20 protein-coding genes are annotated in these 22,782 nt (G+C 41.5%); 8 read left to right on the top strand and 12 right to left on the bottom strand.

Annotated elements, in window-relative coordinates; translation table 11 throughout:
- The first annotated feature begins 338 nt into the window (after positions 1-338).
- The 4 genes from CDG62_RS07485 to CDG62_RS07470 are packed head-to-tail and all read left to right on the top strand — an operon-like array spanning position 339 to position 5,235.
- Positions 339-1,856: a TolC family protein gene (locus CDG62_RS07485; RefSeq protein ID WP_119496092.1), complete on the top strand. Its 1,518-nt coding sequence runs from the start codon at positions 339-341 to the stop codon at positions 1,854-1,856.
- Positions 1,857-1,877: 21 nt separating this feature from the next.
- Complete coding sequence (locus CDG62_RS07480; protein ID WP_087526257.1) at positions 1,878-3,020, top strand: HlyD family secretion protein; 1,143 nt, start codon at positions 1,878-1,880, stop codon at positions 3,018-3,020.
- Complete coding sequence (locus tag CDG62_RS07475) at positions 3,020-4,150, top strand: ABC transporter permease (RefSeq protein ID WP_087526258.1); 1,131 nt, start codon at positions 3,020-3,022, stop codon at positions 4,148-4,150. Before CDG62_RS07480 ends, CDG62_RS07475 begins: the two co-directional genes overlap by 1 nt.
- Positions 4,147-5,235: an ABC transporter permease gene (locus CDG62_RS07470; protein WP_087526259.1), complete on the top strand. Its 1,089-nt coding sequence runs from the start codon at positions 4,147-4,149 to the stop codon at positions 5,233-5,235. Before CDG62_RS07475 ends, CDG62_RS07470 begins: the two co-directional genes overlap by 4 nt.
- A 34-nt stretch (positions 5,236-5,269) precedes the next feature.
- Here CDG62_RS07470 and CDG62_RS07465 read toward each other — a convergent pair whose 3' ends face one another.
- The 6 genes from CDG62_RS07465 to CDG62_RS07440 all read right to left on the bottom strand — a co-directional run bounded on the left by CDG62_RS07465 (position 5,270) and on the right by CDG62_RS07440 (position 12,739).
- The gene (locus tag CDG62_RS07465; protein ID WP_087526260.1) at positions 5,270-5,713 is read right to left on the bottom strand and encodes a DUF3887 domain-containing protein; all 444 of its coding nucleotides are present in this window, start codon (positions 5,711-5,713) and stop codon (positions 5,270-5,272) included.
- A gap of 73 nt (positions 5,714-5,786) precedes the next feature.
- Positions 5,787-8,768: a DNA gyrase subunit A gene (gyrA, locus tag CDG62_RS07460; RefSeq protein WP_087526261.1), complete on the bottom strand. Its 2,982-nt coding sequence runs from the start codon at positions 8,766-8,768 to the stop codon at positions 5,787-5,789.
- Between the two features lie 309 nt (positions 8,769-9,077).
- Positions 9,078-9,683 (bottom strand): hypothetical protein, encoded by a 606-nt coding sequence (locus CDG62_RS07455; RefSeq protein ID WP_087526262.1) that lies wholly within the window; start codon positions 9,681-9,683, stop codon positions 9,078-9,080.
- Positions 9,684-9,947: 264 nt separating this feature from the next.
- On the bottom strand, positions 9,948-10,883 hold the full coding sequence (locus CDG62_RS07450; RefSeq protein ID WP_087526263.1) for an FAD-binding protein: 936 nt from the start codon (positions 10,881-10,883) through the stop codon (positions 9,948-9,950).
- A 17-nt stretch (positions 10,884-10,900) separates the two neighbouring features.
- Positions 10,901-11,653 carry an electron transfer flavoprotein subunit beta/FixA family protein gene (locus CDG62_RS07445; protein WP_005400499.1) on the bottom strand — a complete coding sequence of 251 codons (753 nt, stop codon included), beginning with the start codon at positions 11,651-11,653 and terminating at the stop codon, positions 10,901-10,903.
- 480 nt (positions 11,654-12,133) lie between these two features.
- Positions 12,134-12,739, bottom strand: coding sequence for a LysE family translocator (locus CDG62_RS07440; RefSeq protein ID WP_087526264.1), 606 nt, complete (start codon positions 12,737-12,739; stop codon positions 12,134-12,136).
- 114 nt (positions 12,740-12,853) lie between these two features.
- Here CDG62_RS07440 and CDG62_RS07435 point away from each other — a divergent pair, with 114 nt between their 5' ends.
- The gene (locus CDG62_RS07435; RefSeq protein WP_004695793.1) at positions 12,854-13,348 is read left to right on the top strand and encodes an Lrp/AsnC family transcriptional regulator; all 495 of its coding nucleotides are present in this window, start codon (positions 12,854-12,856) and stop codon (positions 13,346-13,348) included.
- On the top strand, positions 13,348-13,953 hold the full coding sequence (locus tag CDG62_RS07430) for a GNAT family N-acetyltransferase (RefSeq protein ID WP_087526265.1): 606 nt from the start codon (positions 13,348-13,350) through the stop codon (positions 13,951-13,953). The genes CDG62_RS07435 and CDG62_RS07430 overlap by 1 nt, the downstream gene beginning before the upstream one ends.
- Here CDG62_RS07430 and CDG62_RS07425 read toward each other — a convergent pair.
- From CDG62_RS07425 to CDG62_RS07400, 6 genes are all read right to left on the bottom strand, one after another.
- Positions 13,880-14,278 (bottom strand): hypothetical protein, encoded by a 399-nt coding sequence (locus CDG62_RS07425; protein ID WP_087526266.1) that lies wholly within the window; start codon positions 14,276-14,278, stop codon positions 13,880-13,882. The genes CDG62_RS07430 and CDG62_RS07425 overlap by 74 nt on opposite strands.
- Before the next feature lie 311 nt (positions 14,279-14,589).
- Positions 14,590-15,501 carry a tyrosine recombinase XerC gene (locus tag CDG62_RS07420; RefSeq protein WP_162904065.1) on the bottom strand — a complete coding sequence of 304 codons (912 nt, stop codon included), beginning with the start codon at positions 15,499-15,501 and terminating at the stop codon, positions 14,590-14,592.
- A 151-nt stretch (positions 15,502-15,652) separates the two neighbouring features.
- Complete coding sequence (gene dapF, locus CDG62_RS07415) at positions 15,653-16,498, bottom strand: diaminopimelate epimerase (RefSeq protein WP_087526268.1); 846 nt, start codon at positions 16,496-16,498, stop codon at positions 15,653-15,655.
- Between the two features lie 6 nt (positions 16,499-16,504).
- The gene (lysA, locus tag CDG62_RS07410; protein ID WP_087526269.1) at positions 16,505-17,755 is read right to left on the bottom strand and encodes a diaminopimelate decarboxylase; all 1,251 of its coding nucleotides are present in this window, start codon (positions 17,753-17,755) and stop codon (positions 16,505-16,507) included.
- 32 nt (positions 17,756-17,787) lie between these two features.
- Positions 17,788-18,012 carry a hypothetical protein gene (locus tag CDG62_RS07405; protein WP_004982578.1) on the bottom strand — a complete coding sequence of 75 codons (225 nt, stop codon included), beginning with the start codon at positions 18,010-18,012 and terminating at the stop codon, positions 17,788-17,790.
- A 133-nt stretch (positions 18,013-18,145) separates the two neighbouring features.
- Complete coding sequence (locus tag CDG62_RS07400) at positions 18,146-19,549, bottom strand: amino acid permease (RefSeq protein ID WP_087526270.1); 1,404 nt, start codon at positions 19,547-19,549, stop codon at positions 18,146-18,148.
- A gap of 332 nt (positions 19,550-19,881) precedes the next feature.
- On the opposite strand from CDG62_RS07400, the gene CDG62_RS07395 reads away from it, so the two are divergent.
- Together CDG62_RS07395 and radA are read left to right on the top strand one after the other, a co-directional pair.
- Positions 19,882-21,243 carry an alanine/glycine:cation symporter family protein gene (locus tag CDG62_RS07395; RefSeq protein ID WP_005400491.1) on the top strand — a complete coding sequence of 454 codons (1,362 nt, stop codon included), beginning with the start codon at positions 19,882-19,884 and terminating at the stop codon, positions 21,241-21,243.
- Between the two features lie 144 nt (positions 21,244-21,387).
- Complete coding sequence (radA, locus tag CDG62_RS07390) at positions 21,388-22,779, top strand: DNA repair protein RadA (RefSeq protein ID WP_087526271.1); 1,392 nt, start codon at positions 21,388-21,390, stop codon at positions 22,777-22,779.
- Positions 22,780-22,782: the final 3 nt, after the last annotated feature.

The following is a 22,782-nucleotide window of genomic DNA, read 5'->3' as shown; positions in this document are numbered from 1 at the left end:
TTTTCCTTTCAAAGTGAAACACAATAAAATGATGGCATTTAACCACAGATAGCCAGTGCTTGCAGTAAATTCAACTGAAAATATTTCAATGTTATCTCACCTTTACAGTCAAAAACTCAATCAAGATCAATGATCCAATTTGAACTCAGCACAGCTCAATCAATTACAGCAGCACTTTCCTATTCATCTACGCTTAGGTGAAAGCATTTCCTTTGCTTAAAAATGTCGCTAATCTATTGATATACATTTGCAAATTAAACAATTCAGTAACTGAGTCAACATTCAGAACAGTTAGATTATGCGTATAATGTGCAAAAATATAGAAAAGAGTCGTGCTCATGCCACAAAGACTATTCAACATGCTTAATACACCAGCCAACAAATTCTTATTGCGTACATCACTGCCATCAATCTTGTCATTAAGCATGTTCGGTCTCAGTCTCGGAATCAGCTCGACGACTTTTGCCGCATCCATCAGCTATCAACAAGCTGAGCAAAGTGTGTTACAAGACTCGTATAGCACACAGGCCACCCAAGCCTTACAACAAGCCTCAAAACTAGAAGCTGAAGCGGTCAAAGGTTTGGGGCTACCCCGTATCGATTTGAACGTACGTGCCTATGCTTTTCATAATGAGCTCGATGTGCCTCTGGGTGCACTCAAAAATAATTTAGAACACACTCTGACTGATGGTGTAGCCACGAAAATTGATGAGTGGCAAAACACCTATCCAAATGTAGGCGATTTAAGTGGTTTAGAGCAAGGCATTGATCAAACTATTCACAAAGGTGTCGGGCTTATTCCGAATAGCTCGCAAATTACCTTAGAAGATCAAGTCATACGCCCGACGATTTCTGCAATGATGCCACTTTATACAGGTGGATTGACCTCAAGTGCGAAACAAGTCGCCAATATCAAAGCCAAACGTAGCGAACTCAACAGTAAACAACAGCAAGACCTACAACGCTTTGAACTGATTCAAGCCTATTTCAATGTCCAACTGCAAAAACAGTTACTCGCGTCTAGCCAATATAATTGGCATGCGATGCAAAAACACTATGACAACGCACTTAAACTCGAACAACAGGGCTTTATTAATAAAGGCCAGCGCATGCAGTTTGAAGTGGCAAAAAATAATGCACAGCGCAGTGAACAAGCCAGTCAAGCCAATTTAAAAGCCAGCTTATTTCAACTAAATAATCTTTTACAAAGCAGCCAAATTACTGAGCTAACCACACCACTCTTTATTAACAGTAGTCAAAACCAAGATCTGAATACCCTACTCAGGTCATACGCAGATCAATCGGCCTTAGTACAAAAACTGCAAATGGACACTCAACTGGCACAAGCCAATGTCACGGCACAAAACGCAGCTAAGAAACCACATATTTTTGCCTTTGGTGAATACAGTCTGGATGACAAAAATAACTGGATCGTTGGCTTAGCTGCACAGTACAATCTATTCTCAGGCATTGATAAAAACAAAAATGTCCAAGCAGCAGAGTTACAACGCTACGCTTCTGAACTGATGACAGCACGGACTAAACAAGAAATTGAAAATGTGATTTATAAATCGTACAGCGAAGCCACCACAGCGCAGCAAAGTGATCAGCTATTACAGCAAAATATAAAAGCAGCACAAGAAAATTTACGTATACAAGAACTGTCCTTTAAAGAAGATATGGGAACGGCGACACAAGTGATTGATGCACAAAATATGCTCAGTGCTTTAAAAGCGGAAACAGCACTGAATGCCTATAAATATGTTATGTCACTGGCGACGCTTCTACAAAGTCATGGTTCGATCCATCAGTTCCAAACCTATCTTCTGCAACCCAATACGCGATTTATTCGTTAATTCTTTGATGAGAGCCATTTAATGAATCAAGATCAAAACCAATCTGATCCGCAAAAACCTGAAAAGCAAGAAGATCAAGCGGCACCATCAACAGAGGAATTAATCACAAATGATACTCAAGAGCAGGCTGAGAGCGAGCATATTAAGCCAGTATCACCCAATACGAACACCGAGCAAAAGTCTAAAGCGATCAAGTTGATTGGGGGGCTTGCTCTCATCACTCTATTCATTGTAATTGCTTTTGGACTTTGGAAAGCCTATCAACCCAAAACGGTTGAAATCCAAGGTCGGGTTGAGGCAGAAACGATCCACGTTAGCACCAAAGTGCCGAGTCGAATTGATGAAATTTATGTACATGACGGACAGAAGATCAGCAAAAACCAAGAACTCGTTCGACTGTATAGCCCAGAAGTCGATGCCAAAAAACAGCAAGCACTGGCCAGCTTACAGGCTGCTTTAGCACTCCAGTCCACTGCTGACCGTGGCTCTCAGGAAGAAAATATTGCGAGTTTATACGCCAACTGGCAAGCACTGAAAGCACAGCAAACTTTGGCACAAACCACCTATCAACGTGGTGCAAACTTGTACCAACAAGGCGTCATTTCACGCCAACGTCGCGATGAAATGCATGCCGCGGCACAATCAGCCGCTCAAATGACAGAAGCCGCATATCAACAATATGCTCGAGCTGAACGCGGCAGCACCCCGCAGCAAAAAAATTCAGCAGATGCACAAGTGCAAATTGCAAAAGCAGCCGTTGCTGAAGCCAATGCGCTTGAAGCTGAAACCAAACTACTCTCGCCCATCAATGGTACCGTCTCTAAGACCTATGGCAAACCCTCTGAATTGGTAGCAATGGGTGTACCGATTGTGAGTATTATTCAAGATCGCGAGCTTTGGGTGTCACTCAATATTCGTGAAGACCAATATGCCAACATCTACCAAGTAAAACAAATTGAAGGCTTTATTCCAGCCTTAAACCTGAATACCAACTTTAATATTAAGAATATTGATGCCGAAGGCGAATTTGCCACCATTAAGACCACACGCCAAACAGGAGGCTATGACATTCGTAGTTTTAAAGTTCATTTGACGCCTGCACAAGCCATTCCAGACCTAAAAGTTGGCATGAGTGTGTTGTTTAAAGTCAAAGAGAGCAAATAATGCTAAATGGGCTACTGCGGGAACTGAACTATTTACTCCAGCATAAGTGGGATCTATGTTTAGTCACGCTTGCCCCGCTGTTTATTATCGTGCTTTTTTCCAGTATGTTTGCCCAAGGTAAACCCGAACATTTGCCTATTGCGATTATTGACCAAGACCAAAGTGAGCTAAGCCAAAACATACAGCGCTACTTAAGACTCAACCATACTTTAGATGTCGCCATCGTCAGTGATCAAAATACCGAAGTCGAAAAGTTACTAAACCAAACCAAAGTTTGGGGTTACGTCAGTATTCCCCATGGTGCCGAACAACGTTTTGTTCAAGCTAAAGATGCTGAAATCAGCATTGCCTATAACCAAAGTTACTTTAGTGTGGGTAATACCATTTCATCAGCCATGTTACTCAGCACAGTTGAAGCCATGGCAGACTATGCTGGTGAAAGTTATTTAGAAAATATCACTCCTTACCTAGATACACCGACACCCCACGTTAAAGTCTCGACCTTATATAACCCCAACTTGAGTTATGAGTTCTATTTAGAACCCTTTATGATTCCTGCGATTTTGCATTTACTACTCTGCTGTTGTGTCGCATTCTCAGTTGGTCAGGAATTTAAGTTTCATACAACGCAAAACTGGCTAAACAAGCAATCGGCTTTTACAGCGATTCTCTCTAAAAACCTGACCTATGTACTCATTTTTAGTCTTTGGACATGGGCTTGGATGTTTTGGTTGATTGAGATTCGCGGTTGGTTTGTTGCGGGTCAGCTTTGGTTAATCATGCTGGCACAGCTTTTATTTTATAGTGCCTATGCTTTGATCAGTAGCACCATTGTTTTAGCCACCAACAACTTATCCAAAACCTTTGGTTTAATTGCTGTGTATGGCGGCTCATCGCTCAGTTTTGCAGGAGTGACCCTCCCCTTAAATAACGCACCATTGTTCACCAAATTTTGGGCCAATATTATCCCGTACACACCCTATGCAAAACTACAAACTGAACAATGGGTCATCGGTAGCCCAATCAGTTCATCCCTATTACCTTTATTCATTCTGATCCTCTATGTGGTCTTTTACACTGTGACTTCTGTCTTGCTGCTCAAAAAACGGATCAAAGGAGCAACGGCATGAAATTATTTTTGCACTCTTACCTCAAGACATTTAAAGACATCATTGCCAATCAGTCGATTCTAACCACACTCATCCTCTCGGTGATTTTTTATAGTGTTTTCTATCCCACGGCCTACAAAGCACAGCAAGCAGAAGCTTTGCCGATTGTAATTGTGGATGAAGAACAAAGTATCGTGACTAACAACATCATTCAGCAAGTTTCGCTCAGTCCAAATGTTGAAGTGAAAGCTGTGACGAGCAATTTCCTCGACGCTGAGAGTATGATTAAACAACAACAAGCCGATGGTATTTTGCTCTTACCCGAAAATCTTTCAAACAGTCTTCAGCATGGCGAAGTTGGTGGGATTGGGCTCTATCTCAGCGCGGCAAACTTCTTAAAAACCAAGCAAATTGGACTAGGTCTCGCGACCTCAATTGAAAATGCTGTACGCGAGCACTTGGAAAAATTCGGTAATATTTCGCACTTTTCCCCAGCCATTTCCATTCATCAAACACCGCTTTTTAACACCATGTCGGGTTATGGCAGTTATATTTTCCCCGCCATTGCTCCACTAATTATTCATCAAACCATCGTGCTCGGTTTAGGGATGTTATTGGCAGGATACCGCGAACAGAAATGGCGACCAACGACAACGGAATTTTTTGCGATTTTTTTCGCTATTTTGACCATTGGTATACTCGGTTGTTTATATCTATTCGGTTTTGTTTACTGGATCAATGACTACCCACATGGAGGGAATTTTAGCGGCATGTTACTGGCCGTGCCGATTTTTATAGGCTGTATCGTGGCTTTAGGCATGTTGATTTCAACATTTTTCGATATGCCTGAGCGTGCAGGACATGTGATTGTATTTACCTCTATTCCACTATTTTTGCTTTCAGGAACAGCATGGCCACACGCCGCAATGCCCGTTTGGATGCAATACTTGGGCAATGTTTTACCATCGACCCAAGGGATTCAAATGTTTATTCAACTCAACCAAATGGGTGTACCGACTGCACTTATTCTGCCGAAACTACTGTATCTCTTTGTGTTTGGTATAGCTTGCACAGCACTTGCTTATTGGCGCCTCAAACATCGCTAAATTTTGAAACTTATTTTATAGCACTCCCGCCAATTTAATCCGTTGAAGCACCATAAAGCTTGACATCAAAGCTACGAATTTTTGTGCTTCCGCCTGCTTTATCAAAGCCAACATCGTATTGAACTAGGTTTTTATTGCTATAAGCATACTCATAGGTAACTGCATACAAACTTGGTTTTTCCGTCGATTTTTCAATGTGTTTCGATACAATTTTTTGAGTCGTTATGGCTTGTTTAGGAATCGATTTTGCAAATTTTCGCATGTCTTTTTCATGAGTTTTAAATTCGCGCTGTAATTCTGGCTCAAAATAAGTATATAGCTGCGGAAAATCACCCTGAGTAAAGGCTTGGTATGCTTTCTGAGCTACCTGCTCTTGCGCAGGACTCGGATTTGGAATCGAATCCAATGCCTGTTGTCCCAATTTATCACACGCCGTTAAAGCCAACGCACAACACAAAACCAGTAATTTTGCTTTCATAAAATCTTCTCCGCCACTAGGTTATCGCCAATATGAAAAAGGACGCCGAAGCGTCCTTTTCTTTTTCACTCAGTTAGTCTTCGTTCAATGTATTGGTATCTGTTGTATTTTCAGATGCATCTACATTTAGTTCGTCAACCACAATTTCTTCAGTTGTTTCAATAGAAGCATCTAAAATATCATCTTCGACTTCTACTGCTTCAACCGCAACGACGCCAACCAAGATTTCTTCATTACCTAAACGAATCAGACGTACACCTTGTGCATTACGCCCCGTTCTAGCAACTTCAGATGCACGAGTACGAACTAAAGTACCGCCATCAGAAATCAACATCAGCTCTTTAGATTCATCAATGGCAACCGCACCTACCAACTCACCATTACGTTCAGATGTTTTGATGGCAATGACGCCTTTACCACCACGTTTCTTGGTCGGGAAGTCATCAACTGGCGTACGTTTACCATAGCCATTTGCAGACGCACACAGTACTTCGCCAGTTTCAGGCACAACAACCAATGAAACAATACGGCTCGCCACATTTAAATCAGAAGATTCTTCATCATCTGAATCTATGTCGGTTTCAACATCATCTTCGGCCTGAGCTGCAGCTAAAGTGACGCGCATACCACGCACCCCTTTTGCAGTACGTCCCATCACACGTGCATCAGTTTCAGAGAAGCGAATTGCCTTACCTTCATTTGAGAACAACATGATTTGCTGTTCGCCATCGGTGATTGCAACACCTATTAAGGTATCTTCATCTTTCAACTCAATTGCACGTAAGCCGTTTGAACGAACATTACTAAATTGCTCTAATTCAACACGTTTGACCGTACCAGATGCAGTAGCCATAAATACGAAGAAATTCTTACGCATTTTCTCTGCAAGATCAGCAAATTCAGCAACTGTTTCATTGTCCAAATCTGTTGTTGAAAGCTCAACACCCAACTCTTTCAATTGCTTACGTAATGCATCGGAGAGCTCATCAGCATCATCAGCCAACTCATCGAATGAAGCTTTTAACGCTTCATAATGCGCGTCGATAATACTATTTTCACGTAATGTCGCGGCATTGCTACGTACAAAGTTTTTAAACTCAGCTAAGCGTTCTTTAAATTTCTTCGGTGCATCAATCACAGGAAGAATTGCTGTGATTGTCTCATCGGCATCTAGTGGTAACAAGTTCACCATTGGGCGACCTTTTGAACCGCGCGATGCTTGAGGAACTTCAAACACTTTCAGGCGATAGACTTTACCAACATTGGTAAAGCACAACACTGTGGCATGGTTAGAGGTCACAATCAGATGCTGGATGTAGTCATCTTCTTTCATTGAGGTCGCAGATTTACCACGTCCACCACGACGCTGTGCAGCATAGTCTGAAAGAGGTTGAGTTTTCGCATAACCTGTTTTTGAAACAGTCAGTACAACTTGCTCTTCAGGAATTAAATCTTCACGAGAGAAGTCAATACGAGACTCAACAATTGCAGTACGACGAGCATCGCCGTATTGTTGCAAAATTAAAGCTAACTCTTCTTTAATCACGCCCATCAATAAATTAAAGTCATTGAGAATTGCTGTAAGTTCAGTAATTTGACCTAAAATTTCAGTATATTCAGCTTGTAACTTGTCTTGTTCAAGACCCGTTAAACGGTGCAAACGAAGCTCAAGAATCGCACCAACTTGTGCAGGCGATAAACGATAAATCTGACCATCTAAACCAAACGGACGGCTTGGATCTTCCCCTTCAATTTCGTCTGGACGTACAGAAACAGAACCTGCTTTTTCAAGCAGCGCAATCACATTGCCTGCTGCCCACTCGCCTGCTTGTAAACGCTCACGTGCCTCAGATGGATTTGCAGAGGTTTTAATGGTTTCAATGATCGCATCAATATTGGCTAATGCTACCGTCAAACCTTCTAAAATATGGCCACGTTCACGTGCTTTACGCAACTCAAACATCGTACGACGCGTCACTACTTCTTGGCGGTGACGAATAAATGCCGCAACAATGTCTTTTAAGTTCATTAACTTTGGCTGGCCGTTGTCTAAGCACACCATATTAATGCTGAAAGAGTTTTCCAACTGCGTGTTTTGGAATAAGTTATTCACCACAACTTCAGCATTTTCACCACGCTTTAAGTCAATGGCAATACGCATCCCGTCTTTGTCAGACTCATCACGTAGCTCTGAAATACCTTCCAGTTTTTTCTCTTTTACCAGTTCAGCAATACGCTCAATGGTTTTCGCTTTGTTGACTTGATATGGAATTTCTGTGAAAACGATCGTGGTACGACCTGTTTTTTGGTCTTCTTCAAAGTGGTATTTACCACGAATATGCAAACGACCTTTACCCGTACGGTAAGCATCAACAATGCCTGCTTTACCGTAAATAATGCCACCTGTAGGAAAATCCGGACCCGAAATATATTCCATCAATCCTTCAATTGAAATATTTGGGTTTTCAGCATAAGCCAAACAAGCGTTCACCACTTCAGTCATGTTATGCGGCGCCATATTGGTCGCCATACCTACAGCAATACCTGTAGTACCATTAATCAATAAATTAGGAATACGCGTAGGCATCACTTGCGGAATGCGTTCAGAGCCGTCGTAGTTGTCTTCCCAATCCACTGTGTCTTTTTCAAGATCGGCAAGAATTTCATGAGTCAACTTACGCATACGAACTTCGGTATAACGCATCGCAGCTGCGCTGTCACCATCAACCGAACCAAAGTTCCCCTGACCATCAACCAATTGATAACGCAAGCTAAAGTCTTGAGCCATACGAACAATGGTTTCATAAACAGCAAAATCACCGTGTGGGTGATATTTACCGATCACATCACCAACCACACGGGCAGACTTTTTATAAGCTTTGTTGTAGTCATTGCCCAATTCGTGCATTGCATAAAGCACACGACGATGAACAGGTTTTAGACCATCTCGAACATCGGGCAAAGCACGAGAAACAATCACGCTCATTGCATAGTCAAGATACGAGTTCTTGAGTTCATCCTCAATCGCAATCGGTCTGATTTCCGATACGCTCATGCATACTCCTTATTCTACAAACGTAAAACCGCTTGCATTTATATGTCGTAAAACTTGCAAAATTATTAGCTCAAAATACTGAACTAAAAATTGAAATATAGCCGTAAATTATAGCATAAACACTCAGATTTTTGTGTCACGTCACCACAGTTAATCTCGTTAATTTTCTTTAATTTAGGGGTTATTTTTTACACATGTATATGATGAACATTTACATCGCCATCGCATTCCCTATTAACGTTGCATAAAATGCAAAAAAGCCCTCATTTTTGAGAGCTTTAAGTCATATTTTTCCTATCTCTGGACATACTAGTGAATGTCTTGTTTATCACGCTGCATAATGTGAAATGCCACCATAAACAAACCCAGTATTAGAGGAAATTCATACAACTCCTCCATAAGGTCTTTATAGGCAATTTGATGCAAAAAAACTTCACCATAAGTGCGGCTGTGTTCAATACCATCAGAAATAATCAATCCCAACACCGCAAGCAACATTGCCCAAGCAGGAATCGTCACGCTCTTCATTTTTACCGAAATCTCATAGCGCAATGGCTTAATCAACAGCATAAATACGACTGAACCAATCAAAACCACCGAGATGCCGCGAAAATATACTTTGGGCACGTCAGGGAAATAGTCCCTTCCCCAACTGGTGCTACGGCCCAATAAAAGCAGCCACCACAGTACAGCCCAAATCCAAAAATACTTTTTAGCCTCAGACAAACGCATCGGTTGCATGTAAAAATAGCTAAATACAGCAAATATCAATAAAAGTAGCGCCTGAAGATTTTCCACACTACGTACAACAGCACCTCCAAAAAGAGGAAACTCTAGATCTGCTAAAAATGGAAAAATTAAACACAGAACCGCAAGGATCAGAACAGACCAAGATACATGAGTATCAATCAGCAAGATTATAACTCCCAGCCCACATGATAGTCTGCAGGCTAGCTCAATAACAAACCAATTAGTTTATAAAAAAACAAACAAAATAGCAAAAAAAATGAAAAAATGTGCAAAAATACCGAAATTAAAACAAAATTTAAAGAATACACACCCCATTAGTAAACCAACAAGTAATCTTTAGTTTTTAGTTAAAAAAAAGCTCTAACACTCACCTCTCCAATAAATTTGAAAGATTTGTGCTAGAGCGTTTTTAGAACAATTGTTCAGAAATTAGATTTTAGAAACCAATTCAGGAACAACAGTGTTCAAATCACCAACTAACCAGTAGTCTGCAACTGCATTGATTGGTGCTTCTTCGTCTTTGTTGATCGCAACGATCACTTTAGAGTCTTTCATACCTGCCAAGTGCTGAATCGCACCAGAGATACCGACAGCGATGTACAAGTCTGGAGCAACGATTTTACCCGTTTGACCTACTTGCATGTCGTTTGGAACGAAACCTGCATCAACCGCAGCACGTGATGCACCTTGAGCAGCACCCAATTTGTCAGCCAATGGATCAAGAACAGTATGGTAGTTCTCACCTGAACCCACACCACGACCACCTGAAACCACGATACGCGCAGCAGTTAATTCTGGGCGTTCAGATTTAACGATCTCTTCAGCAACAAACTTAGAGATACCCGCATCTTTTGCTTCGCTTACAGCTTCAACAGCAGCAGAACCACCTTCAGCAGCGACAGGGTCAAATGCTGTACCACGTACAGTACCCACAATGATTGCTTCATCAGACTGAACTGTTGCAATCGCGTTACCCGCGTAGATTGGACGCTTGAACGTATTTGCAGATTCAACAGCAATAATATCTGTGATCATGCTCACATCAAGAAGTGCAGCCACACGTGGAAGAATATTCTTACCCGTTGTAGTTGATGCAGCTAATACGTGTTTGAAACCACCTTTAGCGATGTCAGCAACTAAAGCAGCTACGTTTTCAGCCAACTGGTTTGCATACGCAGCATTGTCAGCAAGTAATACTTTGCTCACACCCGCAACTTTTGCAGCAGCATCAGCAACAGCTTGAGCGCCAGAACCAGCAACTAATACAGTGATATCACCACCGATTTTTTGAGCTGCAGCAACAACGTTTAAAGTTGCACCGTTTAGTGCTTTGTTGTCATGCTCAGCGATAACTAAAATACTCATGATTTTATCCTTCTGTATTAGATCACTTTCGCTTCATTTTTTAGTTTTTCTACAAGTTCGTCTACAGACTTCACTTGTACGCCAGCTTTACGTTCAGCAGGCGCTTCAACTTTAACTGTTTTAAGTTTAGTTGTCGTAGAAACACCAAAATCAGCAGGAGACTTTGTATCTAGCGGTTTTTTACGCGCTTTCATGATGTTTGGAAGAGCTGCATAACGTGGCTCATTCAAACGCAAGTCAGTGGTGATGATCGCTGGAAGTGCAAGTTCAACAGTTTGTAAACCACCGTCGATTTCACGAGTCACTTGTACTTTGTCGCCATCAACTTTAACTTCAGAAGCAAAAGTACCTTGACCTGCACCGAGAAGCGCACCAAGCATTTGACCGACTTGGTTAGAGTCATCATCAATTGCTTGCTTACCAAGAAGAATCAACTGAGGTTGTTCAGCATCAACAACGCCTTTCAACACTTTCGCAATTTCTAAAGCACCCAGTTGGCTGTCATCAGCTTCAACCAAGATACCGCGGTCAGCACCAAGCGCCATAGCAGAACGGATTTGCTCTTGCGCTTCTTTAGGACCAATAGAAACAACGATGATTTCTGAAACAGTTCCTTTTTCTTTTAAGCGAACCGCTTCTTCCACTGCGATTTCACAGAATGGGTTAATTGACATTTTAACGTTTGTTAAGTCAACACCACTGTTGTCCGGCTTAACGCGAACTTTAACGTTGGCATCAACCACACGTTTTACAGCAACAAGAGCCTTCATGTAATCCTCGGCTGTTTTAGCAAATGTAAATGTTGAGAAAAGTTAGTTTAACTCTTCACTTAAATTTTTTTAGGTGCCCTATCTTGCAATGTGTACGGCATTTCGGTCAAGTCACAATTCACCAAAGAGCTGTAAAAATGCGTAAATTTAGCTGAACGACGCGTTCATACTTTTTTGTACGGACTATATTTGCACAAAATTACACTCAGATTAAGTTATGATTTTTATTATATTTTTATCTGATTTATATTATTCAAAGATTTGATTTCTCATCTCCCATATTCATCATCAAATAGATTATTGACTGCCTGTTCACATCTTTATCAGGCTTCACCAATCTGTCATTTAAGATAGATCACATATCTCTAGATTCAAATACTCATTATTTTAGACATACGGCGACACAATGCTGATGCTTTATTAGGCGATTTAAAGAATTTCCTCAAAAGAAGCATGCCGTTCAGACACGCTTCTCACAGTTTAATTGGTAATCAACCATGTCGCGGCTAATGCCAGCAGACCACCTGAAGTACCATCAATCCATTTTTGCTTACGTTCATCTATTGAAGACTTCTGCGTCAGTTTTGCAAAAAACAGACTCAAACTACAGTAGACCACAAATATCATCGCGATAAAGATTAAAGATAAAATCAAACCTTGACTGACAGTGTTGGCAGATTTATCAATAAATTGCGGCAAGATTGCAAAATAAATAAGCATACCTTTGGGGTTTAACAGTGCGGTAAAAAAACCCTTTTTGATCGGGTTATTTTCCGTTTTTCGGTCCAATTGCAATTTTTTAGTGCTAAAAACCGACTTTAATAAACTAAAGGCTAGATACAACAAATATGCAATACCCAACCAGCGGATGGTTTCAAATAAAAGCGGGAAAGAAACTATAATGGCAGCAATGCCTAAAGCTACTAAAATGGAATGAAGTAAATAGCCTGAACATACGCCGACAGTCGCCATCATACCTGCTTTTGCATCTTTGCCCATAACTTGAGACAGAATAAATAACATATCTGGCCCAGGTGTAAAAATCAGCGGCAGCACGGTCAGTGCAAAGAGTACATATACAGACATTTTCTTTCCCCTTTCATCCATTAGAAAGTGAAAATTAGTATGTGCGAAATAATACAAAATTGGCTTTCAATTTATTCTATAATAAAACGTATTTTTCAAATTATATTCTAAGATATGAAACAATCACCAAAGTCTGTGCGCATCAAACTTGACCGTATTGATAAAAATATCATTCGCCACTTACAAGACAATGGCCGTATTCAAAATAATGACTTAGCACGAGAAATCGGTCTATCCCCATCCTCATGCCTAAGACGCGTCAAACTATTAGAAGAAGCAGGTGTTATTCAAAATTATACCACTGTGGTCGATCCACAAAAAATTGGCCTTCAACTGATTCTGTTCTCGCGTATTTGGCTGGTCGGTCAAGATGCCGAAACCATCGACACCTTTATTGAAGCCATGAAAGAGCTCCCTCAAGTCATGGAATGCTACATTATTTTAGGGGAATGCGATGCAATGCTGAAAGTTGTAGTACCTGATTTAGAAAGCTATCGTGAATTCCAATCCACCCATTTGACCAAAAAGAATGGCATTACCAGTGTCAAAACAGACTTGCCAAGTCAAATCATTAAACAAAGTTTCCAACTCCCGCTTGATGAAATCTAATGTCAGCGCAGTTAAATTTTGTAATAGAAACGGCACGTTTACGACTAAGAGCTTGGCACACAGATGACTTTCCTGCCTTTGCGCAGTTAAATGCAGATGCTCAAGTGATGCGTTATTTTCCTAGCCCACTCACACAAACACAAAGCGATGCCCTTGCGCAAACGTTTCAGCAATTCATCAATCAAAATGGTTGGGGCTTTTGGGCAGTCGAACTGAAGCATAGTCAGGAGTTCATTGGATTTACAGGCTTACATGCTCAACCTGAGGGCTTAGATTTTTTACCTTGTGTCGAAATCGGTTGGCGATTGGACTCGAAGTTCTGGCATCAGGGTTATGCCACAGAAGCTGCGCAGGCTTGCCTATACTTTGCTTTTTCGGTTTTAGATTTGGATCAGGTTGTTGCTTTTACAGCAGTTCAAAATAGGGCTTCTGAAGCGGTAATGAAACGTCTCGGCATGCAACATGGTGGCTATTTTAATCATCCTAAACTTGATCAAAATAGCCCACTGCTTCGGCATACGCTCTATGTCATTAAGCCAACTGACTTTCTAAAAAATCTCGATGAATATGGCTTAAATCAATCAATTCATATTGTCCAAGATTAAAAATTTTCCAGACTTCAAGAAAGTCGTCTTTTAAATCAATGCTATTTGAGGGCTGTGCAGTCGCTTGCCACTGTAGATCAGAAATCCATAAATAGTATTGCCCAGTCTCTGCGTTTAAAGCCTGAACTTTACCTGCAGCATTGACACCTTGAACAAATGCATTTTCAGGCAGTACAGGTTCAATATTGGCTAAACTAATTTCAACAAAGTGTTTGACCTGACGCAAACCATAGCCTGCAAAAATATCTTTTTGCTGGGAGCTGAGTTGATCGTACTTTGCTTGTATATCTGAAATCATATACTGACCCATTTTCACATTTGTCATCTTCAATATAAGCTTAAATCTACCGTTTCCTTGAACTGGAACATTAAGCCCATCCTCTATTAAGTTTATACTCTAATTTTTGCTATATGATTATTCTACAAAAGTTCATAATAGTGTTTTTTCGAGTTAAGCGCAGTCACCAAATGGATTTATTTCAATGATTACAAAGCAAAAATAATGCCGATTTTTTTATTAATATTCTGCTTTTTTGTATCCACTTTATTCTTAGCTCACTTAAATCAACTTTTGGCTGAAAACATTCAACGAAATATTAACAAACTTTTGTGACTGTATTTTTAAAAACCAATGCACTAATTTTTAGATTTCTGCTGTGCTCTGGGATGCGTCTGGTCATACACTTGAGCCAGCCTGTCAAAATCGACATGGGTATAAATTTGGGTAGTACTTAAGTTACTGTGTCCTAACATTTCCTGCACTGCACGCAAGTCACCACTGTTTGACAGCATATGACTAGCAAAACAATGCCGCAGTAAATGCGGATGCAAATCGATATTTACACCTGCACGCTGTGCTTGAAACTTAACCCGATTTTCAATCTGGCGCATTCCCAAAGGATTACCCTTTTGAGTAATAAAAACTTGTGCATCAGGAACAAAGTCACCATTCCATAGCGGATAAATGCTCAGCCATTTCATTACTGCATCTTTGGCTTTAGAACCAAAAGGCACAACCCGAGTTTTATTGCCCTTACCTGTAATACGCAGTAACTGTCGATTAAAGTCGATATCTTTAATTCTTAAGCCTTGTACTTCTGCTAGGCGTAATCCACTGGCATAGAGCAACTCAAGCAAAGCTTTGTCTCGATACCACATTTGCTGTTCGACTTCTTTCTCAGGCAAGGCCTGATCCAAAATTTGATTGATGGTTTCAATATCCACTAGACCAGGCAAGGGACGAGGTTTACGTTTCAATTGAAAGTCATCGGCAGGATTAAAAGCCAAATGTTGCCCCTGCTCAGCCCATTTCATAAACTGACGAATAGAAGACAACATCCGCTGTAAACTGCTAGAGCTCAATTGTTGATGTTCAACTTTTTGTGCAATAAATTCGCGTAAATCAGTGGCTTCAACATCACCCAACTCAAGATTTTTCTGTTCGCAAAACAACAGAAAATCAGACACATCTCGCTCATAAGCCAGCAAAGTATGGGTAGACTGATTTTGTATTTCTCTTTGTTTTAACCACATCGAGAGCAGTTGCATGGGCTCAAAAGTCACAACTCAGCCTCTATAGTTCTATTTGGTGAAAGATGGATTGGTTTTGTATAGTAGCACTGTCTCAGCTCTTTATATGGCTATTTCATTTCTGATAAAAAAGCACTGAGGAATCAGTGCTTCTTGTGTGATGCTAAACTTAGTTTTGATAGTAACTCAGATCTATGCGTCCTTCGTAGACATTTGAGGTTGGACCCGTCATCCAAACCACATCACCTTCACGCCACTCGATATGGAGCTTTCCACCTGCCAATTCAATTTCAACTGATGATGCTAGTAAACCACGGCGCATACCTGAAACAGCCGCCGCACAAGCCCCTGTCCCACACGCCAAGGTTTCACCTACACCCCGTTCAAACACCCGTAAGCGCGCATGCTTTTCATCAATAATTTGCATAAATCCAGCATTAACACGCTGTGGAAAACGCTCATGTGATTCAACCTGAGGACCCAAACGTGCAACATCAGCTCTAATCACATCAGGAACGATGGTCACTGCATGAGGATTACCCATATTCACCACATCAATGGTCAATTGCTCATTATTAGCCAAAGCAATGTCATACAAAGCCTCTGGGGCATCCGCAATAAATGGAATTTCCTGTGGTGAGAATTTTGGATAGCCCATATTTACGCGTACCCAGCCATTTTGACCGAGTTCAGGCTCTACAATTCCAGCCTTAGTTTGCACTTTAATCTTGGTCTTTGTAGTGAGCTGACGCTCATGTACAAAACGCGCAAAGCAACGCACACCATTACCACATTGTTCAACTTCAGAACCATCGGCATTGAAAATACGGTATTTGAAATCAACATTGGGTAAATCAGGTGGCTCGACTATCAACAACTGATCAAAACCGATACCGAAATGGCGATCAGCCAAGCGCTGAATCGTGACAGTATCAAGGAATGCTCTTTGGCTGATTAAATCAACCACCATAAAGTCATTGCCTAGACCATGCATTTTGGTAAATTCTAACAACATCTTGAATTATCCTTCAGGCAATAAATGTTCTTTGTCCCAAAGCGACTCAATAGTTTCACGCTCGCGAATCAAATGTGCGTTTTCACCATCTACCATCACTTCAGCGGCGCGACCGCGACTGTTGTAATTTGAACTCATGACAAAACCATAAGCGCCAGCACCCAATACAGCCAGTATGTCATTTTCTTTGAGTGCAAGCACACGCTCTTTACCTAAGAAATCACCTGTTTCACAAATTGCACCCACTACATCCCACTCTTTTTCTTCGACATCTGAACGCGGTGTAACAGGCTGAATATCCATCCATGCTTCATACAGTGCAGGACGAATCAAGTCGTTCATGGCTGCATCAATAATCGCAAAGTTGCGGTGAATAGTCGGTTTGAGTAAATCAACTTTGGTCAGAAGTACCCCTGCATTTGCCGAAATACTACGTCCCGGTTCCATATACACTTTCAAACCCAATTTTTCTAAAGCAGGCTTCATGGCATTGGCATATTCAAAAACGGTAGGCGGCACTTCATCTTTATAGGTCACGCCTAAACCACCACCAATATCGATGTGTTTCAGTTGAATCCCCATGGTTTTAAGCTGATCGATCATCACAATCACACGATCTAGCGCATCCACAAAAGGCTGTGTTTCGGTCAGCTGAGAACCAATATGGCAGTCAATCCCAATAATGTCTAAATTCGGCAGTGTTGCGGCATATTGATAGGTTTCAAACACCGTATCTGAAGGAATGCCAAACTTATTTTCTTTCAACCCTGTTGAAATATAAGGATGCGTTTTCGCATCTACATCTGGATTGACGCGCAGTGAAATCGGTGCTTTTTTGCCGAGCTTTGCTGCAACTTTTTGAATACGGTCTAGTTCGGCATGAGACTCGACATTGAAGCATGCAATACCCACTTCTAATGCTTTTTGAACATCTGTCTCCGTTTTACCTAAACCTGAAAAGACAATTTTAGAAGCATCGCCACCCGCTTTTAGTACACGAGCCAGTTCTCCGCCTGTCACAATATCAAAACCCGCACCAAGCTTTGCAAGAACATTCAATACCGCAATGTTTGAGTTTGACTTAACCGCAAAACAAATTTGATGATCGATAAAGTCAAAAGCACGATCCATCTCTGTAAAGTGTTTTTCAAAAGTCGCTTTTGAATAAACATACAGTGGTGTACCAAATTGCTGCGCAAGCTGTTGCAGTGAGCATTGCTCAGCATGCAAAACCCCATGATTGCGGGTAAAACTCATGAATGTATCCTTTCTATGAAGCGTTTAAAGTATTAAGGCTGGTTGGTTTCAACTGAAGGTGCAGCAAACTCTTGCTTCACGGGCGCTGTATCTTCCTTTTGTGCAGACGGCTTAGATGCTGCGTCTTTATAAAGCAAATATTTAGCTCGTTTGTCGTAGTTTGGATCATTTGGCATATGTAATGTACCAGACTGACCACAACCAACGAATGCAGTACTCATCACCAAGACACTGATGCAGCAAATGACAGAACGCATCTGATCACCTATTTGATATTTTGAAGAAGTATAACCTGATCAACATACATGACCAAACCACTAAGCGCTAAAGATTATAGTGAGTTAAAAAAAAACGCCAGTTAAAGACTGGCGTTTTTCTCAATCGTATCGATTATTTCTGTTTCCGTTTGTAGAAACCCAAATAACCAATAATCAAAATAATGAACCAAATTGGACTCACCATTAAAGCTTTCATGGTATCAGCTTCTAGTGACAACACATAGATTACGCCAATGAAGAAAATGATCACAAACCAACAGGTAAAGAGACCACCTGGTAGTTTAAAAGTCGATTTTGCATGTAACTCTGGACGTGTTTTGTAATACACAATGTAGCTCCAGATAATCATAATCCAAACGCAGATAAACAAAATCGTCGATAATGTAGTTGCCAAAGTAAAGGCTTCAACAGTATTCGGTACAAAGTACTGCAGCGCAGCACCCAACAGTAAACAAATGGCCGAAAAGTACAATGCATTTGCAGGAACAGCACGCTTGTTTAAATGACCAAATGCTTTTGGCCCTTGATCTTCACGAGACAAACCAAACAGCATACGCGATGTTGAAAACACACCACTATTCATTGATGACATCACAGAAGACAACACCACCAAGTTCATAATAATTGCTGCTGCTGCAATACCCGCTTGACTAAACAAGTTCACAAAAGGCGAAACTGCTGGATCAATCACGTTCCATGGTGTCACCGACATTACAATCACTAAAGACAGCACATAGAAAATAATGATACGAATTGGAATCGAGTTCACCGCTTTTGGCAAATTCTTTTCTGGGTCTTTGGTTTCAGCAGCCGTTGTACCGACCAACTCTACACCAACAAAGGCAAAGATCGCAATTTGGAAACCCGCAAGGAAGCCTGTCACGCCTGTTGGGAACATTCCGCCATGTGACCAAAGATGACTAAATGATGCCACTTCACCCGTCGTTGAAGTGAAACCCGTAAAGATCATCCATAGACCAACTGCAATCAACACCACAATAGCAATAATCTTAATCAGTGCAAACCAGAACTCTAACTCACCAAACAGTTTCACCGTGACCAAGTTCAAGCCCATAATGAACACAATGGCCGCAACACTGATCATCACCCCTTCCCCAGGTGTGAACGGCATCCCTCCATTAAAGAACTGAAGGTAATAAATAATAGCTGATAAATCCGCGATACCAATCGTGATCCAACATAACCAATAGGTCCAACCAACGAAATAGCCTGCCCACGGTCCGATCAAATCGGTAGTGAAATCGATAAATGATTTGTACTTCAAGTTAGACAGCAATAATTCGCCAAGCGCACGCATGACCAAAAACACCATAAAACCAATAATCATGTAAATGATTAAAATAGATGGTCCAGCGAGACTAATCGTCTTCCCCGACCCCATAAATAAACCTGTACCAATCGCACCGCCAATCGCAATGAGTTGTAAATGGCGGTTGGATAAACTCCGTTTCAAATCACCTTGCTCAGAGGTCGATTCTGTATTTTCTAAACTCATTCTTGATGTCGTCTTTTATTTCCAGTCGCCAAAATTACCCGAAAAGAACAAAAAAATAAAAATAAAATTGTATTAATCTATATTTTCAACATCTTTTGAAAAGTTAATTAATTTTTCTTATATTTAATACCGCAAAGAACAAGTAAAGTTTCTGCTGAAAAAATCAGCAAAACACTTGTCAAAAAATAGATTTACGTGTAACAAATACAACAAGATTAAAAATCAATAAAAAAATCGTGCAGGAAGCATGACTGTGGCATATCAATTGCTTAATAAAACTCAAAATTTTTCTAGAAATTTCAAGTTTTAAAACATAGAGGACTAAAAGAAAAATGAATACACAAAGTTTACAAACTTTTATGGAAACCATCAGTGGTTGGGTCTGGGGACCCTATATGTTGGTCCTCATTGTCGGAACAGGGATATTCCTCACATTACGTTTGTTCTTCTGGCAAATCCGTATGTTGCCTCTGGCATTTAAACAAGTATTTGGCAAACATGACCAAGCACATTCTCATACTGGAGATATTTCCCACTTTGCATCCCTCATGACAGCACTCTCTGCCACGATTGGTACGGGTAATATCGCAGGTGTTGCAACCGCTTGTGTCCTTGGTGGCCCAGGTGCGGTGTTTTGGATGTGGATGACAGCCTTGTTCGGTATGGCAACCAAATATGGGGAAGGCGTACTGGCAGTTAAATACCGAATCAAAAATGAAAAAGGTGAAATGTCTGGCGGTCCAATGTACTACATTGAACGCGGTCTAAAATGGAAATGGTTAGCCCTGATTTTTGCACTATTTGGCACTTTGGCGTCTTTTGGGATTGGCAGTTCAGTGCAATCCAACACAGTTGCGCTCGCTGTTGAAAACAGTACGGGAGTGGCAACATGGATCACAGGTATCGTCATTACCGTATTCTCTGCTTTAGTGATTCTAGGCGGGATTAAATCTATTTCTAAAGCCGCTTCTTTCATCGTGCCGATTATGGCAATTGGCTATGTCCTCGGTGGCCTCATTATTATCTTCAACCATCTTGAACTCGTCATGCCTGCACTTGAACTAATCTTCCGTGATGCCTTTACTGGTGAAGCAGTAGCAGGTGGTGCAATTGGTGCAGTCATTCGTTACGGTGTCGCTCGTGGCGTCTTCTCAAATGAAGCTGGGATGGGTTCAGCACCCATTGCTGCCGCTGCTGCAAAAACCGACCACCCCGCACGTCAAGGCTTAGTCTCAATGACAGGTACGTTTATCGATACCATTATCGTCTGTAGTATCACAGGGATAGTCTTGGTCATGGGCTTTATCATGGCGGGTAATAGTTTTGGTGGTGAAACAGGTGCGGTATTAACCACCCACACTTTTAACCAATTACTGCCGGGTGTCGGAGGCTGGATCGTGACTTTTGGTATTGTGTTCTTCGCTTACTCCACCATTTTAGGTTGGTGCTATTACGGCGAAAAATGCTGTACTTATTTACTCGGTGAAAAGTATGTCCTGTTGTACCGTCTCATTTACATCGCATCAGTGTTTATTGGTTGCGTGGCATCTCTTGATTTAGTCTGGCTATTTGCCGATACCTTTAATGGCTTAATGGCGGTTCCAAACTTAATTGCCTTGTTATTGCTGTCAACGGTGATTGTGAAAGAGTCGCGTGATTTTGTCGAAAAACGTAAATCAGGTGAATTGTACTAAGGCTATTTTCAAAGCACATTCTTCAAAATCTTCAATAGTTAAGCCACCTTCGGGTGGCTTTTTGATTCAGAGCATTCATTTCAAATCCAATCCTCTGTATGCTGTTGAACCATCGAATACTCCAAATAGTGCATCAAACAAAGCATGGCAAAAGCAAAAAGTGTTTACCGCTGTGAACAATGTGGCGCTGACCATTCAAAATGGGCGGGTCAATGTTCTGAATGTGGAGAATGGAATAGTCTGGTTGAAGTCAATATTGCACCTGCAGTCACACATCGTGCGCAACCCAAAATGGGGGGTGGCTATGCAGGTCAAGCTGCTGCTATTTCCACCTTAAATCAAATTTCAGTTTCACATGAGACTCGACTGCCTACCGGAATTGGTGAGTTTGATCGTGTGCTTGGCGGTGGTCTTGTCACGGGCTCTGTAGTACTGATTGGTGGTGATCCAGGTATCGGGAAATCGACCATTTTATTGCAAACAGCAACGCATATGGCCGCGGCCAACAGTGCGGCATTATATGTCACAGGCGAAGAATCACTCTCTCAAGTGGCTTTACGTGCAAATCGGCTTGATCTGCCTACAGATAAACTCAAAGTCATGGCAGAAACCTGTGTCGAGCGAATATGTGAAATGCTTGCCCTTGAGCGCCCAGCCGTGGCAATTTTAGATTCCATTCAAACCCTATATACCGAAACACTCCAGTCAGCGCCGGGTGGTGTTTCTCAAATTCGCGAGTCCGCAGCTTTACTAACACGATTTGCTAAAAATAGTGGTACGGCCTTGTTTATCGTTGGGCACGTTACTAAAGAAGGTGCACTGGCTGGTCCACGTGTGCTTGAACATATGGTGGACTGTGTTCTGTACTTTGAAGGTCAGTCCGACTCACGTTATCGGATGATTCGTGCCGTTAAAAACCGTTTTGGTGCAGTCAATGAGCTCGGTGTTTTTGGCATGACCGATAAAGGCTTAAGAGAAGTGGCGAATCCTTCAGCCATTTTCTTAAGTCGTTATGATGAAGCCATTGCAGGCTCAATCGTGATGATCAGCCGTGAAGGCACACGTCCTTTGTTAGTTGAGGTTCAAGCTTTGGTTGATGATGCACATGGACAACCGCGCCGAGTCGCCTTAGGTTTAGAACAGAACCGTTTAAATATGCTCTTGGCGGTGATGCATCGCCATGGTGGCGTGCAAACATCTGGACAAGATGTCTATGTCAACGTTGTCGGTGGTTTAAAAATCACGGAAACAGGCTCTGACTTAGCCGTCTTATTGGCCTGCGCCTCTAGTCTGCGAGGTAAAGCACTACCACAACAACTGGCTGTTTTTGGTGAGGTCGGACTCTCTGGAGAAATTCGCCCAGTCCCCAATGGACAGGAGCGCTTAAAAGAAGCCATTAAACATGGTTTTAAGTATATTATTCTACCGCGAGGCAACGCACCGCAAAAAGACATTGCTGGGGTGAAGGTCATCGCCGTGGCGCGCTTACATGAGGCGCTCGCTGAAGCCATGAGCTTAAGTGATGAACTCAACTAAGCT

It is taken from the genome of Acinetobacter sp. WCHA55 (assembly GCF_002165305.2).
Taxonomy (GTDB): Bacteria; Pseudomonadota; Gammaproteobacteria; order Pseudomonadales; family Moraxellaceae; genus Acinetobacter.
The sequence above is the reverse complement of the archived record's forward strand: the minus strand, read 5'-3'. Positions and strand labels throughout refer to the sequence as shown.